A 15,358-nucleotide genomic window follows, 5' to 3' on the forward strand; every position below is an offset into this window, starting at 1 on the left:
TTCGGCAGGGTGGTGATCATGGCGAGCAGATGGGTCCGGTTGCAGGCCGTAGCGGTGTCCGGTTCGTCCGCCGAAGGCCTGATGCTGGCCGCGTTGCCGCTGCTCGCCGTGTCCGTCACGACCGACCCGCGCGCGATCTCGCTCGTCAACGTCGCCGGGCAGGCGCCGTGGCTGCTGCTGTCGCTGTTCGCCGGGGTGCTCATCGACCGCGTGCGGCGGACTGCCGTGCTCGCCTGGGCGTACGCCGTGCAGGTCGGGGCCGCGCTCGTGCTGGCGGCCGTCGCGTCGGCCGGGCTGCTGAGCTTGCCCGTGCTGCTCGTCGTCGCCTTCGTCGTCACCTCGGCGCAGGTGCTCGGCGACGGCGCCAGCGGGGCGCTCGTGCCCGAGCTGGTCGAGCCGGACCGCCTGGCCCACGCCAACGCGCGGCTGACGGTGATCGACCGGGGCGTGGTCCAGTTCGTCGTGCCCCCGCTGACGGGCTTCCTGGTCGTCGTCGGCGCCGGTGCGCCCGCGTGGCTGGCGGCGGCGTGCGCGCTGCTCGCGCTGCTGCTGACCCGGCGCATCCCGTCGACGGCCGTGGTCGCCGCACGCACCCACCCGCTGCGTGACCTGTCGGCCGGCCTCACCCACCTCGTGCGGACGCCGCTGCTGCGGTCGATCACGCTGAACGTGGCGCTGGGCTCGTTCGCCGCCAGCGCCGGCAACTCCATGTTCGTGCTGTACGCGACCCAGATCCTGCACGTCGACGCGGTCGGCTACGGCCTGCTGCTGGCCTGCCTCGCCGTCGGCTGGGTGGTGTCGTCGTTCGTGGTCCAGCGGATCGTCGACCGCCTCGGCTACGCCTGGTCGATGCGGCTGGCGCAGAGCCTGGGCGCGGTGGCCCCGCTGCTGCTGGCGGTGCTCCCGCCGTGGCCACCGCTGATCGGCGTGGTCCTCGTGTTCCTGACCTCGACGGTGCTGGTCTGGAACGTCTGTTCCCAGTCCAGCCGCCAGCGCTTCACCCCGGCCCCGCTCCTGGGCCGGGTGCTGACCAGCCACCGGGCACTGGCCTGGGGACTGACGCCGTTGGGCGCGCTGACGGGCGGACTGGTCGCGGCGCATTGGAGCCTGCGGGGCGTCTGGGTGGTGGCGGCCGCGGTGCAGGCGCTGAGCGCGGTCCTGGTGTGGATCCAGCTTTCGCCGGCGGCGTTCCGGCGGACCGAGGAATTGGCCGCAGCGGCGGCTTAGGCGGGTCGGCCGAGCAGCACCGACCACTGACCCCGAAGCCGGGCCGCGGCCGAGAACGCGGCGAGCGAGGCGAGGGCGAAGACGGCCGCGATCCCCAGGAAACTGCCCTGCCAGGCCAGTTCGGGGTACTTCGCGATCGGCGCACCGGCGAACCAGACGTCGAGGACCAGCTCGATGAAGACCACGAACGCGGTGGTCACCACCAGCACGATCATCGGCAGGTTCGCGATCCACACCCCGAGGTTGCCGATCCAGGCCGGCCGCGCGACCGTGAGGGCGAGCAGCACCAGCAGCAACGGCACGTAGATCGAGCTGAAGAAGCTGTAGCCCAGCCAGTCGATCCGGTAGAACAGCTCGTGCGGCGGCAAGCTGAACATGTTCTGCTTCGGACCCGTGAACTCGGCGGGTGCCTTGTAGTAGGCGTAGTAGAGGATGTTGCCCATCACGACGGCGGCGAAGGCCCACGCCGCTTCCAGGACGAGCACCAGCGCGGTCACCCCGAGCGCGGCACCCAGCCGCCCGCGCGGGGTGCGGGTGATCCGGTCGCCGATCTCCTTCGCCGCGCGAGCCGCCTTGATCGTCTTCTTGCCGAGGTCCAGCCAGGACGTGACGAATCCGTGCAGGAGGAACAGGGTCAGCACGATGCCGGGGAACAGCGACCACCCGAGCACCACCTCGGCCAGGTCGTCCGGTCCCATGAGGTACTGCTTGATGAACTCGTTGATCGCGTCCATGGTTCCCTCCGGGCAGTCCTGCCCGGGAAGGTCGCGGGAACTCCGGCCGCTGTTACGTGGCACCGGGTGGCGCGCCGGGTCGGGGCACCGGCGCGCCGCCCGGACGGTTACTCGCCCAATGCCAGCGCCACCGCGCCGAGCAGGGACGCGTCCTGGTCGAAGCGGGCCGAGACCAGCTCCGGCGGGAACGGGACCGCGTGGGCGAGGCGGTCCGCCAGTGCCGGGAGCAGGACGTCCGCCGAGCGGACCAGGCCGCCGCCGACCGCGATGCGCTGGGGGTCCAGGAAGATCGCCAGGTTGGCCACGTGCATCGACAGCTCGTCGAGTGCCGCCGTCACCAGTTCCTTGGCCTCGACGTTCTCCTTGGCCAGTGCGAACAGCTCCCCGGCGGTGACCGGGCGGCCGAGCAATTCGCTCGCCCGGCCGCCCAGCCCACGCCCACCGACGGCTTCTTCGAGCGGCGCCGCTCCGCTCGCGAAACCCTCGGTGTCCTGCGGCGAGAGCAGGTTGTACCCGATCTCGCCCGCAGCTCCGTTGGCGCCGGTCAGCACCCGGCCGCCGACCAGCACCGCCGCCGCGATGCCCGTACCCAGGGAGAGGAACACCGCCGGGTCGGCCCCGGCCAGCGCGCCCCAGCGCCATTCCGCCAGCGCCGCCGCCTTCGCGTCCGTGCCCACCGAGATCGGCGTGCCGGGGAACTCCGCCGCCACCAGCTCCGCCAGGTGCAGCTGCTCCCAGCCCGGCACGTTCGGCGCGAGCAGGATCTCCTCCGGCAGCACGATCCCCGGGCTGACGACGCCGATCGCGGCCGGCACCGCACCCGTGTCGGCCAGGAGCGAGCGCGCCCCGGCCAGCGCCCGCACCACCACCTGCTCGGCGCCCGCGTGCGCGTCGGTGTCCAGCCGGCGCGTGGCCAGCAGGGTGCCGTCGCGGTCGGCGATCCCCAGCGCCACCTTCGTGCCGCCGAAGTCGATGCCGAGAATCCGGTCCCCGCTCACCGGCCGCTCCCCCGCACCACGATCCGGCCCGTGTTCAGCCCGTCGACGCTGATCACCGGCGCCGCGCCCCGCAGGTCGGCCGCCTGGTACGTGACGGTCAGCGTCTGCGACTGGCCCGGCCACAGCGTGATGTCGTTGTCGTCCCAGGTCGCGTTCGCGAGCTGGTTGTCGCCCGCGGCCTCGCGGCCGTCCGGCGTCCCGCGGCGGACGTCGGCGCGCAGGAAGAAGGCCGCGCCCGGGTTCTTCGCCGTGTTGGTCACGGTCACCGTCGTGACGAGGTCACCGCCGCTCGAGCGCGTCGACGCCACCGCGCCGACCTGCGACTTCGGCAGGTTCTGCAGCGCCTGCAGGTCGCTGTACTGCGACAGCGTGGCCTGCGGGTTGCCCAGCGTCTTCGCCCAGTCGACGACGTCCTTTTGCGTGGACAGCCAGTAGACGTTCCGGTCGACGACCTTCCCGCCCTGCTTCACCTGCAGCTCGACGAAGTACACCTGCGCCTTCGCCGGCGCCTTCGTCTCGGCCGGCACCTTCGGCTTCAGCACACCGGTGCGCACGCCCTGCGAGGCCAGCGAAATCCCGGACGCCGTCTGGTCGTCGAGGACCTTGCCCGCGGTGTCGAGCACCCGGGCCTGCACCGACAGCCCGGACTGCGTGGCCGCGCCGAGGTTGTCGAGCGTGACAGATCCGTTGTCGTAGCCGTAGAGCGCGTGCAGCGGCTTGTTCGCCTTCTTGGCGCCGAAGAACGCGCCCGCCTGGTCGCCGTCGTCGTTGTAGAGCGACCACAGCAGCGTCGGCCAGCCCTTGTTCAGCTGCCAGTAGACGACACCGGTCGACGGGCTGTCCTTGTCCTTGGAGTGGTGCAGGAACGCCTCGAACTGCGAGCGCGTGTTCTCGTAGTTCGCGATCTGCGCGAGGTCCACATAGGACTTCAGCGAGCTCCACTTCCCGTACCGCTGCGCGATCGACTGGTCGAGGGTGTACAGCGTGCCGAACGCGTAGCCGCCGTGTCCCGGCTCGAAGTTCGCGTGGTACTGGTTGTACGCCGGGTCCTGCCAGAGCTTCGCCTGCTCGGCGGGCGAAAGGAATCGCTTGATCGAGTCCAGCGTCGGCACGGTGTGCCCGGCGCTCTGCTCGCTCGCGAAGCCCCACGCGCCACCGGCGTTGGTGCGGCTGTCATCGGAGGCGTCGAAGTGCGAGCCGTCGTACCAGTAGGACGGCGGAACCCAGTCGTACGGGCCTTCCTTCTCCCCGGACTGGCCCAGCGTCGGCGTGCTCTTGTACTCCGCCGAAGCGATCACCGGCACCTGGAAGTCGGCTTCCTCGAACGCCTTCAGCGTCTCGGACTCCTGGCGCGGCACCGGCTCGTTGTCGCTCCAGCCGTAGTTGAAGACGCTCGGGTGGCCGCGCTCCATCTGCGCGATGGTGTACGCCGAGTCGTGCATGATCCGGTAGTCGCGCTCGGTCAGCGTCGAGGCGTCTTCGGGCTGCCAGGCGTCACAGCAGAGGAAGCCGCCGATGACGAGCAGCCCGGCGCGGTCGGCCTGGTCGTAGAAGTCCTGCGGCATGTCGTGGCCCTCGAGCCGGACGCCGGACAGGCCCAGGTTCTTGATCAGCGCGATCTGGTGCGCGGTGTCGGCGGCGTCGTAGCGCAGGAACAGGTCCGGCGCGAACCCGCCGCCGCGGAAGACGAAGTCCTTGCCGTTGACCGAGAACTGCCGCGCGCCCTCCGGCAGCGCCGCAGACTTCCCGACCAGGCGCGAGGTCACCGTGCGGATGCCGAAGGTGCTCTTCGACGACGTCGAGAGCACGCCGTCCTGCGAGACCGCGGTGGTCAGCGTGTACAGCGGCTGGTCACCCATCGAGTACGGCCACCAGACCCGCGGGTGCGCGATCTTCACCGGCGCGAACGTCACGGTCCGCTTGGTGTTGGCGGGGATCGTCACGCGCTGCCCGACCACGATCGGCGCGCCCGAGGGCGGGGTGATCGTCGCGGCGACGTCGCCGGTCCGCGGCGCGGCGGTGTCGTTGGTGACGTCGACCTTCACCGTCAGCTTCGAGCTGGACAGGTCGGGTGCGTTGTCCTGCACCACGTGGGCGTTGTCGCCGGCGAGCGCGTCGGACACCTGCAGCGTCGGCGGGAACTGGATGCCGGTGTTGTTGTCCGGCGGGATCTGGCCCCAGTCGACCTGGTCGAGGGTGTACATCTTCAGCGGGTCGTTCGGGTAGACCTTGATCGCCAGGGTGTTCTTGCCCGGCTTCACCAGCTTCGTGACGTCGAAGGTGTGCCCGGCGAACGCGCCGCTGACGATGCCCTTGGTGGCGACGAGTTTCCCGTTCACCCAGACGTCGCCCTCGCCGACGATGCCCGGGATGGTCAGCTTCGCGTGCTGCCCGCCGCGGAGGTCCGGCGTGAAGTCGGTGCGGTACCACCACGGGTCGGAGAACGGCTTCGTGACGACGGGGCCGAGCTTGTCGACGTACCCGAAGCACTTGCGCAGGTTGTCGGAGTAGAAGACGTCCGGGCACTGGCCGTTCTGCACGAGCGCGGCGATCTCGGTGCCGGGCGCGCCGGCGTCGTCCGGCTTCACCGGCAGCCAGCCGCGGGTGGCGTACCCCGGCGTGGAGACCTTTTCCCCGCCGTCCTTGACCTTCGCGGTGGTCAGGACCTGCCAGCCCTGCGTGCCGATGGTGGTGAGCCCGTGCGGCTTCGAAAGCGCTTGCGTGTCCTGCGCGGCGGCGGGCCCCGCGACGGCGAGCACGCCGGGGACGAGCAGCAGCGCGGCCACCGCCGCGAGTTTCCGGGTCATGCCTGAGCCCCTTCCGCGTCGGCGGCGAACGCCTCTTTGATCTCCTTGGGCCCGAACGGCCAGGTGCGCTCGGCCTTGGCGTAGACTAGGTACGCGAGCGCGCCGAGGGCGATCCAGCCCAGCGACAGCCCGATCGACAGCGGCGTCGCGGAGACGTAGATGTAGACCCAGCCGACCAGCGCGAGCAGCGTCGGGACGGGGTAGAGCCACTGCCGGTACGGCCGCTTCAGCTCCGGCTGGCGGCGGCGCAGCGTCACGATGGCCACGACCTGCGCCAGCGACTGGATGATGACCAGGGTGGCGACGGCGGCGTTGATGACGTCGGTCAGCGTGAACAGCGAGCCGATGATCGTGATGGCGCCCATGGTGAGCACGCCCGCGGTCGGCAGGTTCAGCTTCGGGTGCAGCTTGCCGAACATCGGCAGGAACACCTTGTCGCGCGCGGCTTCGAACGGCACGCGCGAGCCGCCGAGCAGGCCGGCGAACACCGAGCCGATGGCCGCGACGACGATGAAGACGGTGACGATCTTCGCCGTCACGGTGCCCCACGCCTGTTCGAGCACGGTGGAGGCGACCGAGGTGGCGGTCTTGAGCTCTTCGAGCGGGACCGAGCCGAGCACGCCGACCTGCAGCAGGAAGTACAGGCTCATGATGCCGACGATCGAGAAGAGGATCGACCGCGGGAGCGTCCGGCCCGGGTCGCGCACCTCGCCGCCGAGGTAGGCGGTGGTGTTGTAGCCGAGGTAGTCGTAGATGGCGATGATCAGGCCGGCGCCGAGGCCGCCCCAGAAGGTGCCCGTGCCGGCCGAGCTGAACGCGCCCGGGGTGAAGGCGAACGCCTGCGCGCCGCTGAAGTGCGTGAACGCGGCGACGACGGTGGTGAGGACCGCGATCAGCATGACCACGAACAGCACCGTGGTCAGCTTGCCGATCTGGCCGATCTTGCGGAACAGCGCGGCGACGATGACGAGCGTGACGCCGACGCCGATGATCTTGCCCAGCGGCGTCGTCCCCGCGTCGTCGGTGACGCCGGGGATCAGGTAGCCGAGGTACTGGACGAGGCCGATGATGCCGGTCGACATGATCAGCGGGATGAACAGCACCGCGCTCCACACGAACAGGAACGGCATCAGCCGGCCGGTGCGGTACTGGAACGCTTCGCGCAGGTACAGGTAGGTGCCGCCGGCGCCCGGCATGGCGGCGCCGAGTTCGGCCCAGATGAGCCCGTCGGCCAGCGCGACGATCGCCCCGATGATCCAGCCGAACATCGCCTGCGGGCCGCCCATGGTGGCGACCATGGCGGGGATCGTGACGAACGGGCCGATACCGCACATCTGGGTCATGTTGATCGCGGTGGCCTGCAGGGGGCCGATCTTGCGCTCAAGGGCCGGCTGTGGCGCCCCTGAACGGGTGGGTGAACTCACGGCGTGCCTCCGGCTAGTAGTTAGTAAAGTTTCTTAACATAGAACGAGCGGAGTCGAAAGAGTTCCGTGGATAAACTTGCGGCAACACAGGAGGACTGAGTGGGGCAAAACGGGCCGCAGGTGGGAACCCCGGCGAACATGCGGGCGCTGAACCAGCGCCTGGTCCTGGACCGGCTGCGCGCGCACGGCGAGGCGACGCGGCCGCAGATCGCGGCGGACACCGGGCTTTCGAAGCCCACGGTGGGGCAGGCGCTGCTCGATCTGGAGCAGCACGGACTGGTCCGGACCACTGGCCGGAGCCTGGCCGGGCCGGGACGCGCGGCCGTCGTCTACCAGGCCGCGCCGGACGCCGGGCACGTCGTCGGCGTCGACATCGGGCGGCGCGCGATCCGGATCGCCGTGGCCGACCTCGAAGGCAGCATCGTCACCCGGCTGGACGAGCCCAACCGGTGCCGCTCGGCGAGCGCCTTGGTGCGCACGGTGAGCGAATTCGTCGAACGCGCGGTCGCCGCGGCCGGGCTGCGGCCGCACGAGGTCGTGTCGACGGTCGTCGGCACCCCCGGCGTTCCCGACCCGGCGACCGGGACGGTGCACCGCGCTCCCAACCTGCCCGGCTGGGAGCGGCGCGGGCTGCTGCACGAGCTCGTCTCCGCGCTCGCCGTCGCCGGCTCGGACGTGGTGGTGGAGAACGACGCGAACCTGTGCGCGGTCGGCGAGCACGCCCTCGGCGCGGCGCTCGGCGTCGACGTGCTGGTGTGCCTGACGGTCGGCACCGGCATCGGCATGGGGCTGCTGGTCGACGGCAAGCTGTTCCGCGGCGCGCACGGCGCGGCGGGCGAGATCGCGGACCTGCCGTACGGCCCCCTGCCCTCCGGCCCACCGCCCGCCGGCGCGGCCGCCCGCCGCCCCGGCCCGGTCGAAACGGCGGCCGCGGGCCAGGCCGTGGCCGACGCGGCCCGCGCGCTGGGCCTGACGAAGGCACGCACGGCGAAGGACGTGTTCCGGCTGGCCCGCGCGGGCGACGCACGGGCGCTCGCCGTGGTCGAGGAGGAAGCGGAGAAGCTGGCGTACGTGGTCTCCGCGGTGACGGCGGTCCTGGACCCGCGCCTGATCGTCCTGGGTGGCGGCATCGGCGGCAACGCGGACCTCCTGGCCGCCCCGATGCGCCGCGCACTGGCGGCGACGACCCCGGTGGTCCCGGAGATCGTGGCCGGTCAGCTCGGCGAGGACGCTGTCCTGGCGGGCGCGATCGCGACAGCACTGGGCACGGCCCGCGAGCTGGTTTTCGACCGCCGCGGCCTGCAGCGGGCGGCCACCGGCGCCTGAAACGCAAGGAATGAGTCATTCACTGCGTCCGACGTAGTGAATGATTCATTCCTTGCATCGGACCGGCTCCGACCGCTAGTCCGAGGGGCCGCGCAGGGTGAGGACCACCCGCAGGACGTACTCCACCGCCGTCGGGAAGGTCGCGCCGCGCAGTTCGCCGCGGTCGGCCAGGTTGCGGGAGGCGAACTCCAGCTCGCGCTCCGGTCCGCCCCGGCGGACGACCAGAGCCGCGATCTCCTCCAGGTCGAGGTCCGGGTGGTCCAGCCGGATCAGCGCGAACTCGATCATCAGCTCTTCGGCCGTCATGCCCGCTCCTCCCGACTCCTCCAGCGTAGCCACAACCCGCAATCGGCGACCGGCATTCCGTGGCCGAACTCACCCGCGTTACTGTACCGTCCAGACGGTATAGTAACTGTCATGACCACGATCGTGAGACCCCTCAGCCAGCGTCGCCGGTGGGCCGCGCTGGGCGTGCTCGTCGGCGCGGTGCTCCTGCTCGCGATCGACGGCACCGTGCTGTACCTCGCCGTGCCGTCGCTGACCCGCGAGCTCGCGCCGACGGCCACCGAAATCCTGTGGATCGGCGACGTCTACTCCCTCGCGCTGGCCGGCCTGCTCGTCACGGCGGGGAACCTCGCCGACCGCTTCGGCCGCAAGAAGGTGCTGCTCCTCGGCACGGCCGCGTTCGGCGCCGCCTCCGTCCTGGCCGCCTTCTCCCCCACCGCCGGCGTGCTCGTCGTCGCGCGGCTGCTGCTCGGGGTCGCGGGCGCGACGATCATGCCGTCGACGCTCTCGCTCATCCGCACCCTGTTCACCGACCCGCGCGAGCGCACCCGCGCCATCGCGATCTGGTCGGCGGGCTCCGGCGGCGGCATCGCGCTCGGCCCGCTCGTCGGCGGCACCCTGCTGGAGCACTACTGGTGGGGCTCGGTGTTCCTGATCAACGTGCCGGTCGTCGTCGTCTTCCTGATCGCCGGCGCGTTCCTGCTGCCGGAGTCGCGCGACCCGCACCCGGGCCGGTTCGACCTGCTCTCGGCCGCACTCTCGATGGTGGCGATCGTCCCGCTGGTCTACGCCGTCAAGCACGCGGTCAGCGAAGGCCTCGACGTCCAGGTGGCCGTGGCGGCCGTGCTCGGTGCCGCCGCCGGGGCGCTGTTCGTCCGCCGTCAGCGCCGCACCGCCGACCCGCTGATCGACGTGCGCCTGTTCCGCAACGGCGCCTTCAGCGGCGCGGTGCTCGCGAACTTCATCGCGGTCTTCGCGCTGATGGGGCTGCTGTTCTTCTTCTCGCAGTACCTGCAGCTGGTCCGCGGCTTCTCGCCGTTGCACGCCGGGCTCGCGGAGATGCCGGCGACGCTCGCCTCGATCGCCGTCGTGGCCGCGGTCAGCGTGGTCGTGCGGCGGCTCGGCCAGGGCCGCGCCGTCGCCGCCGGACTGGCCGTCGCCGCGCTCGGGCTGGCTTCGGTCGCGGTCGCCGAACAGGCGTCGCAGTACTGGTGGCTGGGCCTGACGCTGGTGCCGGTCGGCCTCGGCGTCGGACTGGCGCTGACGCTGACCGTCGACTCGGTGCTCTCGGCCGTCCCGCGCGACAAGGCGGGCTCGGCGTCGGCGATCTCCGAGACCGCCTACGAACTCGGTGCGGCGCTGGGCATCGCACTCCTCGGCTCGCTGGTCACCGTGGCGTACCGCGCTTTCCTGCCCGACGGCGCGCCCGGCGAGGTCCGCGAGTCGCTCGCCTCGGCGGCGTCCGCGCTCGACCCCGCGTCCGGCGCCGCCCAGGCGGCACGGGACGCTTTCACCGGCGCCATGCAGGTGACGTCGCTGGCGGCGGCCGCCGTCACCGCCGTCGCCGCGCTGATCGCCTGGCGTACCATTCCGTCCGGAAAGGACTGAGCATGCCTCGCAAAGCCGGGCGCAGCCCCGAAGAAACGCGCCGGGCGCTGCTCGACGCGGCCGCCACCGCCCTCCGCACGCGGGGGATCTCGGCGTCCCTCGACGACATCGCGCGGGAGGCCGGCGTGTCGAAAGGCGGGCTGCTGTACCACTTCCCGGCGAAGGACGCGCTGGTGCGCACGCTCGCCCAGGACATCCTCGACACCTTTCGCGCCGAGGTCCAGGCGGCGCTCGACCCGGCCGACACCGCGCCGGGCCGGCTCACCCGCGCCTACGTCCGGGCGTCGCTGGACACGTCCCACGACGAGGTCGCCGTCCGGGAGAACATCGCGCTGATCGCCCAGCTGATCTCGTTCCCGGAGATCGGCGCGATGGCGCGCGCGGACGCCGAGCGCTGGGACCGCGAGCTCCACGACGACGGCCTGCCCGCGGACGTCGTCACCCTCGTGGTCGCCGCGGCCGACGGGGCGAGCACCGCGCCGCTGTGGGGCGTCGGCATCGACGTCGAGGCGGCGCGGAAGCTGGAACGGCAGCTCCTGGACCTCACCCGGGACCACTGACCGAAAGCTTGTCAACCCGACGAAGGTGTTGGTAAATCACCATTCCCGGGCCCCTACGTTAGTCGGCTCCGGCGAAGGTGTCTTCCGGGTAAATTTTCGACAGCGCGCGCAATTCCGGCAAATCCCCGTCCCCACGAGGAGTTCTCCGATGTCGAGGAAGTTCGCCCTGGTCGGCGCAGCCGCGCTCGCCCTGACCATGACCCCGCTCGCCGCGGGGACCGCGTCGGCCGCCACCGAGCAGGAAGCCGCGGTCACCACGGTGTACTACAGCACCGCCAGCGCACCGTCGTTCCGCTCGGTGATCAACGCCGGTGCCGCCAACTGGAACAACAGCGTGACCAACGTCAGACTGGTCGAGCGCAACTCCGGCGCGAGCCTGCGCTACACCGAGGGCAACGACCCCCGCGGTTCCTACGCCTCGACCAACGGGCACGGCAGCGGCACCATCTTCATCGACTACACCCAGGCCCGCCAGTACAACCCTACCCGCATCGCGGCGCACGAGACCGGCCACGCCCTCGGGCTGCCGGACCACTACTCGGGCCCGTGCTCGGAGCTGATGTCGGGTGGCGGCCCCGGCCCGTCCTGCACCAACGCGGTGCCGAACTCGGCCGAGCGCAGCCGCGTGAACTCGCTGTGGGCCAACGGCCTGGTCGCGACGAACGCGTCCGAGCGGGTCTACGAAACCGTTTACGGCTACTGAAGTCGCTGAGCGTGGCCCGGGCTCACGAGCCCGGGCCACGCTCGTGCGCGGCGCCGAGTTCGGCCGCGAATCCCTCGGGCGCCAGCACGTCGTCCCTGGTCAGCTCGTGGACGCTCTTCTTGCCCAGCGCGAGCAGCGTCGAGTCGATCCCGGTGCGCAGGACGTCGAGGACGTTCTCCACCCCCGCCTGCCCGCCGGCGGCCAGGCCCCACAGGTACGCGCGGCCGATCAGGACCGCCTTCGCGCCCAGAGCCAGCGCTTTCACCACGTCGCTGCCGCGGCGGATACCGCCGTCCAGCAGGACTTCCACGTGCGAGCCGACCGCGTCCGCGATCGCGGGCAGGGCCCGGATCGTCGCCGGCGTGCCGTCGAGGTTGTTGCCGCCGTGGTTGGACACCGAGAGCGCGCTGACGCCGACGTCGACCGCGCGGCGGGCCTCGTCGACCCGGATCACGCCCTTGAGCAGGAACGGGCCGTCCCACTGCGCGCGCAGCCACGCCACGTCCTCCCACGACGGCGGCGTCGTCTGCATCCACTGGCCGTACGCGCCGAAGAACGTCGGCGCCGCTTCACCCGGTGACGCCATGTTCGGCACGCTCAGGTCGGGCAGCCGCCGCGTCTTGACGTAGTCGAGGAGCCAGCGCGGGCGGGTCAGCCCCTCCGGGGCGAACCGCAGCAGCTCACGCGGGGTCAGCCGCTCGGGGATGTGCGGGCTGCCCCAGTCGCGGCTGTGCGAAAACGACCAGTCGAGCGTGAGGATGATGCCGGCGGCCCCGGCGGCGCGGGCGCGGTCGAGGCGGCGGCGGATGTCGTCGCGCGTGCCGGTCCAGTAGACCTGGAAGTAGGTGTTCGGGTTCGCCGCGACCACCTCCTCGATCGGCTTGCTGCCGAAGGAGGACAGCCCGATCGACGTCCCGCGCGCGGCGGCGGCCCTGGCCACCGCGACCTCGCCGTCGGGGTGCACGGCCTGCACCCCGGTCGGGGAGATCAGCACCGGGAGGGCGACGTCCCGGCCGAGCACGTGCGTGCCCAGGTCGCGCTGCCCGTGGTGGCCCGCGGTGCGCGGCGCGAACCGCAGCTCGTCGAACGCGCCGACGTTGTCGGCCAGGGTGAGGCCCTTCTCCGAACCGGCGATCAGGGCGGAGTAGACCGACGGGGGCAGCCGTTTCTTCGCGCGGCGCTGGGCTTCGGCGACGGATTCGAACCAGGCGGTCATCGGGATCCCTTCGTGGTGAAGCGCAGCGGGCGGCGGACGAGCGCCGGGCGGACCGGCTCGAGGGTGCGGTGGGCCAGGCAGCCGGCCCAGACGCCGCTGCCGTAGGCGACGTCGTCGGCGATGGCGGCCGCGGTGTAGCGGACGGGATCGAGGGCGGGCCGGTGCTTCGCCCACGCGGTCAGCGGCGGGCCGAGCAGCAGGGACGCCACGGCGGCGCGGCGTTTCCACCCCCGCGGGACGAGCAGGGCGGCGAGCAGCGGCGCCGCGAACTGGGTGCCGTAGCGGCCGCAGCCGAGCCACGTCTGGTGGACGGCGTTGGCCATCGCGCGCACGACGCCGTCGGCCGGGACGTCGTGGGCGCGCAGGGTGCGGACCATGCCGCCCACCGCGCCGGCGAACCCGCCCGCGGCGAGCAGCGGGCGGCCGGCCAGCAGCGCGCCGACGGTGACGGCGGGCCACGGGTGCAGGCCCAGCGGCGCGAGCGCGCCCGGGTGCCGCTTCGCCAGCGGCGCGGCGGAGGTGCCGTAGCGGGCCCGCCTGCCCAGCAGGGCACGCCAGGTTTCCGGTTCGTGGTGGGCGACGGTGACGTCCGGGGCGTACCGGACCCGGAACCCGGCCGCGTGCAGCCGCCAGACCAGGTCGACGTCCTCGCCGACGCGCAGCGCGGGATCGAAGGCGCCGACCTCGGTGAGCGCGCTCCGGCGGACGACGAGCGCGGCGGTCGGCACGTACGACGTCCGGGTGCCCGGGGCGACCCGCGCGGGCCGGTCCCCGAGGTCGAGGCTGGACGCGGCCCGCGTGTACCGGCCCGCCGCGGTGTCCGGGGCGAGGGCGCGGATACGGGGCGCGACCGCGGCGACGAGCGGGTCGGCGAAGTGCGCGGCCAGCGGCTCCGGCCAGCCGGGCTCGGGCGCGCAGTCACTGTCCACAAAGGCCACCAGCTCGGTGGAAACGTGGTCCAGCGCGGTGTTCCGGGCGGCGCCGGGACCGCCGTTGACGTCCCGGCGCACGACTTCCGCCCCGTGCGCGACGGCCACCGCGGCGATGGCGGCCGGATCTTCGGAGCCGTCGTCGACGACGAGGACGGGGTGCCGGTCGCCGAGCCCGGCGAGGCAGCGGGCCAGCGGCCCGGCCCGGCCGAAGACCGGGACGACGACGGTGAGGTCCGCGGGGCCGTCCGGCTCGGGCGGGCGCGGGTGGGCGAGCCCGGCGTCGGTGAGGTGCCGCGCGAGCGCGCCGGTGGCCGCGGAGGTGACCGGGCCGTCGGCGAGGTCTTTCCAGGCGGCCTGCCCGGCGGCGCTCAGCCGCAATACGCGGGCCGGGGAGCCGCCGAAGAGGAGGTCGGCGGTGAGCTGCTTGGTGTCCTGGTCGAGTTCGATGCGGAACCCGGGCGGCAAGGGCGTCACAGGGCCAGCCCGCCGTCCACGGGCACGACGGCACCGGTCACGGCCCCGCTGTCCGGCCCGGCGAGGAACGCCAGCACGGCGGCGACCTCGTCGGGGTCGAGCAACCGGCGGACCGGCTGCTGCGCGGCGAAGGCGGCCGCGTCGGGCAGGGCGTAGAGGCGGGCGCTCTCGGCGAGGATGGGGGTGTCGGTCGAGCCGGGGCTGACGGCGTTGGCGGTCACGCCGGTGTCCCCCAGTTCGGCCCCGAGCGCGCGAACGAGCCCGGCCACCCCGGCTTTCGCGGCGCAGTAGGCGGCGAGCATCGGCAACCCGCGAGTAGCGGCGGCCGAAGCGACGGCGAGGAACCGCCCCGACCGGGGTTGCGGCCGCCGCAGCAGCGCGGGCACGGCGGCGCGGGCGAGGTGGACGACACCGTGGAGGTCGACCTCGAGCACGGCCCGTTCCTGGTCTTCCGGCACCTCCCACAGCGGCACGCCCCCGGCGATGACCCCGGCGGCGGCGATGGCGACGTCGAGCCCACCCCAGCGCCGTTCGGCTTCGGCGACGGCGGCGGCCATGGCCGAGGGGTCCCGGACGTCGGCAACGAAGGCGGCGGCGTTGTCCCCGGCTTCCTCGACGACGGCGGCGAGGTCGGCGGCGGTGCCCAGTGGGTAGGGCAGGGCAGGATCATCGGCGGCCAGGTCGACGGCGAGGACGGCGTGGTCTTGGCGCGCCAGGCGGAGAACGGTGGCGGCCCCGATCCCCCGCGCGGCCCCGGTGACGAGTGCGACTCGCGTGGTCATCCCGGCCACCGCGGGTGCCGCGAATGACTCATTCGCGGCGTGCGAGGTCCCCAATGACCCATTCGCGACCACCCCGGACCCTCCCGGCGCTCGGGGTGCCGCAGGTCCCCCGAGTGCCGCGAATGACCCATTCGCGACCCCGCCCACCCCAGCGCGGCGCCGGTGACCAGCGCAACGCGGCCAGTCATCGCAGCCACCGCGGGTGCCGCGAATGACTCATTCGCGGCGGGCGAGGTCCCCAATGAACCATCCGCGACCACCCCGCGCCCTCCCGGCGCACAA

At 72.6% G+C, this 15,358-nt stretch carries 13 protein-coding genes; 5 read left to right on the forward strand and 8 right to left on the reverse strand.

The window, feature by feature from the left end; all coding sequences use genetic code 11:
* The first annotated feature begins 18 nt into the window (after window positions 1–18).
* On the forward strand, window positions 19–1,227 hold the full coding sequence (locus tag SD460_RS29910) for an MFS transporter (RefSeq protein WP_290061727.1): 1,209 nt from the start codon (window positions 19–21) through the stop codon (window positions 1,225–1,227).
* On the opposite strand, the gene SD460_RS29915 is transcribed toward SD460_RS29910, so the two are convergent.
* From SD460_RS29915 to SD460_RS29930, 4 genes are all read right to left on the reverse strand, one after another.
* Entirely contained in the window at window positions 1,224–1,961 is a 738-nt protein-coding gene (locus SD460_RS29915) for a hypothetical protein (RefSeq protein ID WP_290061729.1), read from the reverse strand. The genes SD460_RS29910 and SD460_RS29915 overlap by 4 nt on opposite strands.
* A 107-nt stretch (window positions 1,962–2,068) precedes the next feature.
* Window positions 2,069–2,959: an ROK family protein gene (locus SD460_RS29920; protein ID WP_290061731.1), complete on the reverse strand. Its 891-nt coding sequence runs from the start codon at window positions 2,957–2,959 to the stop codon at window positions 2,069–2,071.
* On the reverse strand, window positions 2,956–5,766 hold the full coding sequence (locus SD460_RS29925; protein WP_290061733.1) for a glycosyl hydrolase 2 galactose-binding domain-containing protein: 2,811 nt from the start codon (window positions 5,764–5,766) through the stop codon (window positions 2,956–2,958). The genes SD460_RS29920 and SD460_RS29925 overlap by 4 nt, the downstream gene beginning before the upstream one ends.
* Window positions 5,763–7,190 carry an APC family permease gene (locus SD460_RS29930; protein WP_290061735.1) on the reverse strand — a complete coding sequence of 476 codons (1,428 nt, stop codon included), beginning with the start codon at window positions 7,188–7,190 and terminating at the stop codon, window positions 5,763–5,765. The genes SD460_RS29925 and SD460_RS29930 overlap by 4 nt, the downstream gene beginning before the upstream one ends.
* Window positions 7,191–7,328: 138 nt before the next feature.
* Here SD460_RS29930 and SD460_RS29935 point away from each other — a divergent pair, with 138 nt between their 5' ends.
* A complete protein-coding gene (locus SD460_RS29935) occupies window positions 7,329–8,516 on the forward strand; it encodes an ROK family transcriptional regulator (RefSeq protein ID WP_318307220.1) in 1,188 nt (395 codons plus the stop codon).
* A gap of 75 nt (window positions 8,517–8,591) precedes the next feature.
* Here SD460_RS29935 and SD460_RS29940 read toward each other — a convergent pair whose 3' ends face one another.
* Window positions 8,592–8,822: a hypothetical protein gene (locus tag SD460_RS29940; RefSeq protein WP_290062640.1), complete on the reverse strand. Its 231-nt coding sequence runs from the start codon at window positions 8,820–8,822 to the stop codon at window positions 8,592–8,594.
* A 111-nt stretch (window positions 8,823–8,933) separates the two neighbouring features.
* Here SD460_RS29940 and SD460_RS29945 point away from each other — a divergent pair, with 111 nt between their 5' ends.
* The 3 genes from SD460_RS29945 (at window position 8,934) to SD460_RS29955 (ending at window position 11,672) form a co-directional block, all read left to right on the forward strand.
* Window positions 8,934–10,409 carry an MFS transporter gene (locus tag SD460_RS29945; protein WP_290062638.1) on the forward strand — a complete coding sequence of 492 codons (1,476 nt, stop codon included), beginning with the start codon at window positions 8,934–8,936 and terminating at the stop codon, window positions 10,407–10,409.
* Between the two features lie 2 nt (window positions 10,410–10,411).
* Window positions 10,412–10,969, forward strand: a complete 558-nt coding sequence (locus tag SD460_RS29950) for a TetR/AcrR family transcriptional regulator (protein ID WP_290062637.1) — start codon at window positions 10,412–10,414, stop codon at window positions 10,967–10,969.
* 148 nt (window positions 10,970–11,117) lie between these two features.
* On the forward strand, window positions 11,118–11,672 hold the full coding sequence (locus tag SD460_RS29955; RefSeq protein WP_290062635.1) for a snapalysin family zinc-dependent metalloprotease: 555 nt from the start codon (window positions 11,118–11,120) through the stop codon (window positions 11,670–11,672).
* Between the two features lie 22 nt (window positions 11,673–11,694).
* Here the strand turns inward: SD460_RS29955 and mftD are convergent, their stop codons facing one another.
* Genes mftD through SD460_RS29970 form a run of 3 tightly spaced genes read right to left on the reverse strand, consistent with a single transcriptional unit; the run spans window position 11,695 to window position 15,076 of the window.
* Window positions 11,695–12,888: a pre-mycofactocin synthase MftD gene (gene mftD, locus SD460_RS29960; RefSeq protein WP_318307047.1), complete on the reverse strand. Its 1,194-nt coding sequence runs from the start codon at window positions 12,886–12,888 to the stop codon at window positions 11,695–11,697.
* Window positions 12,885–14,294: a mycofactocin biosynthesis glycosyltransferase MftF gene (gene mftF / locus SD460_RS29965; RefSeq protein ID WP_318307048.1), complete on the reverse strand. Its 1,410-nt coding sequence runs from the start codon at window positions 14,292–14,294 to the stop codon at window positions 12,885–12,887. The genes mftD and mftF overlap by 4 nt, the downstream gene beginning before the upstream one ends.
* Entirely contained in the window at window positions 14,291–15,076 is a 786-nt protein-coding gene (locus SD460_RS29970) for a mycofactocin-coupled SDR family oxidoreductase (protein ID WP_290053686.1), read from the reverse strand. Before SD460_RS29970 ends, mftF begins: the two co-directional genes overlap by 4 nt.
* Window positions 15,077–15,358 lie beyond the last annotated feature (282 nt).

It is taken from the genome of Amycolatopsis solani, from assembly GCF_033441515.1.
GTDB lineage: Bacteria > Actinomycetota > Actinomycetes > Mycobacteriales > Pseudonocardiaceae > Amycolatopsis > Amycolatopsis solani.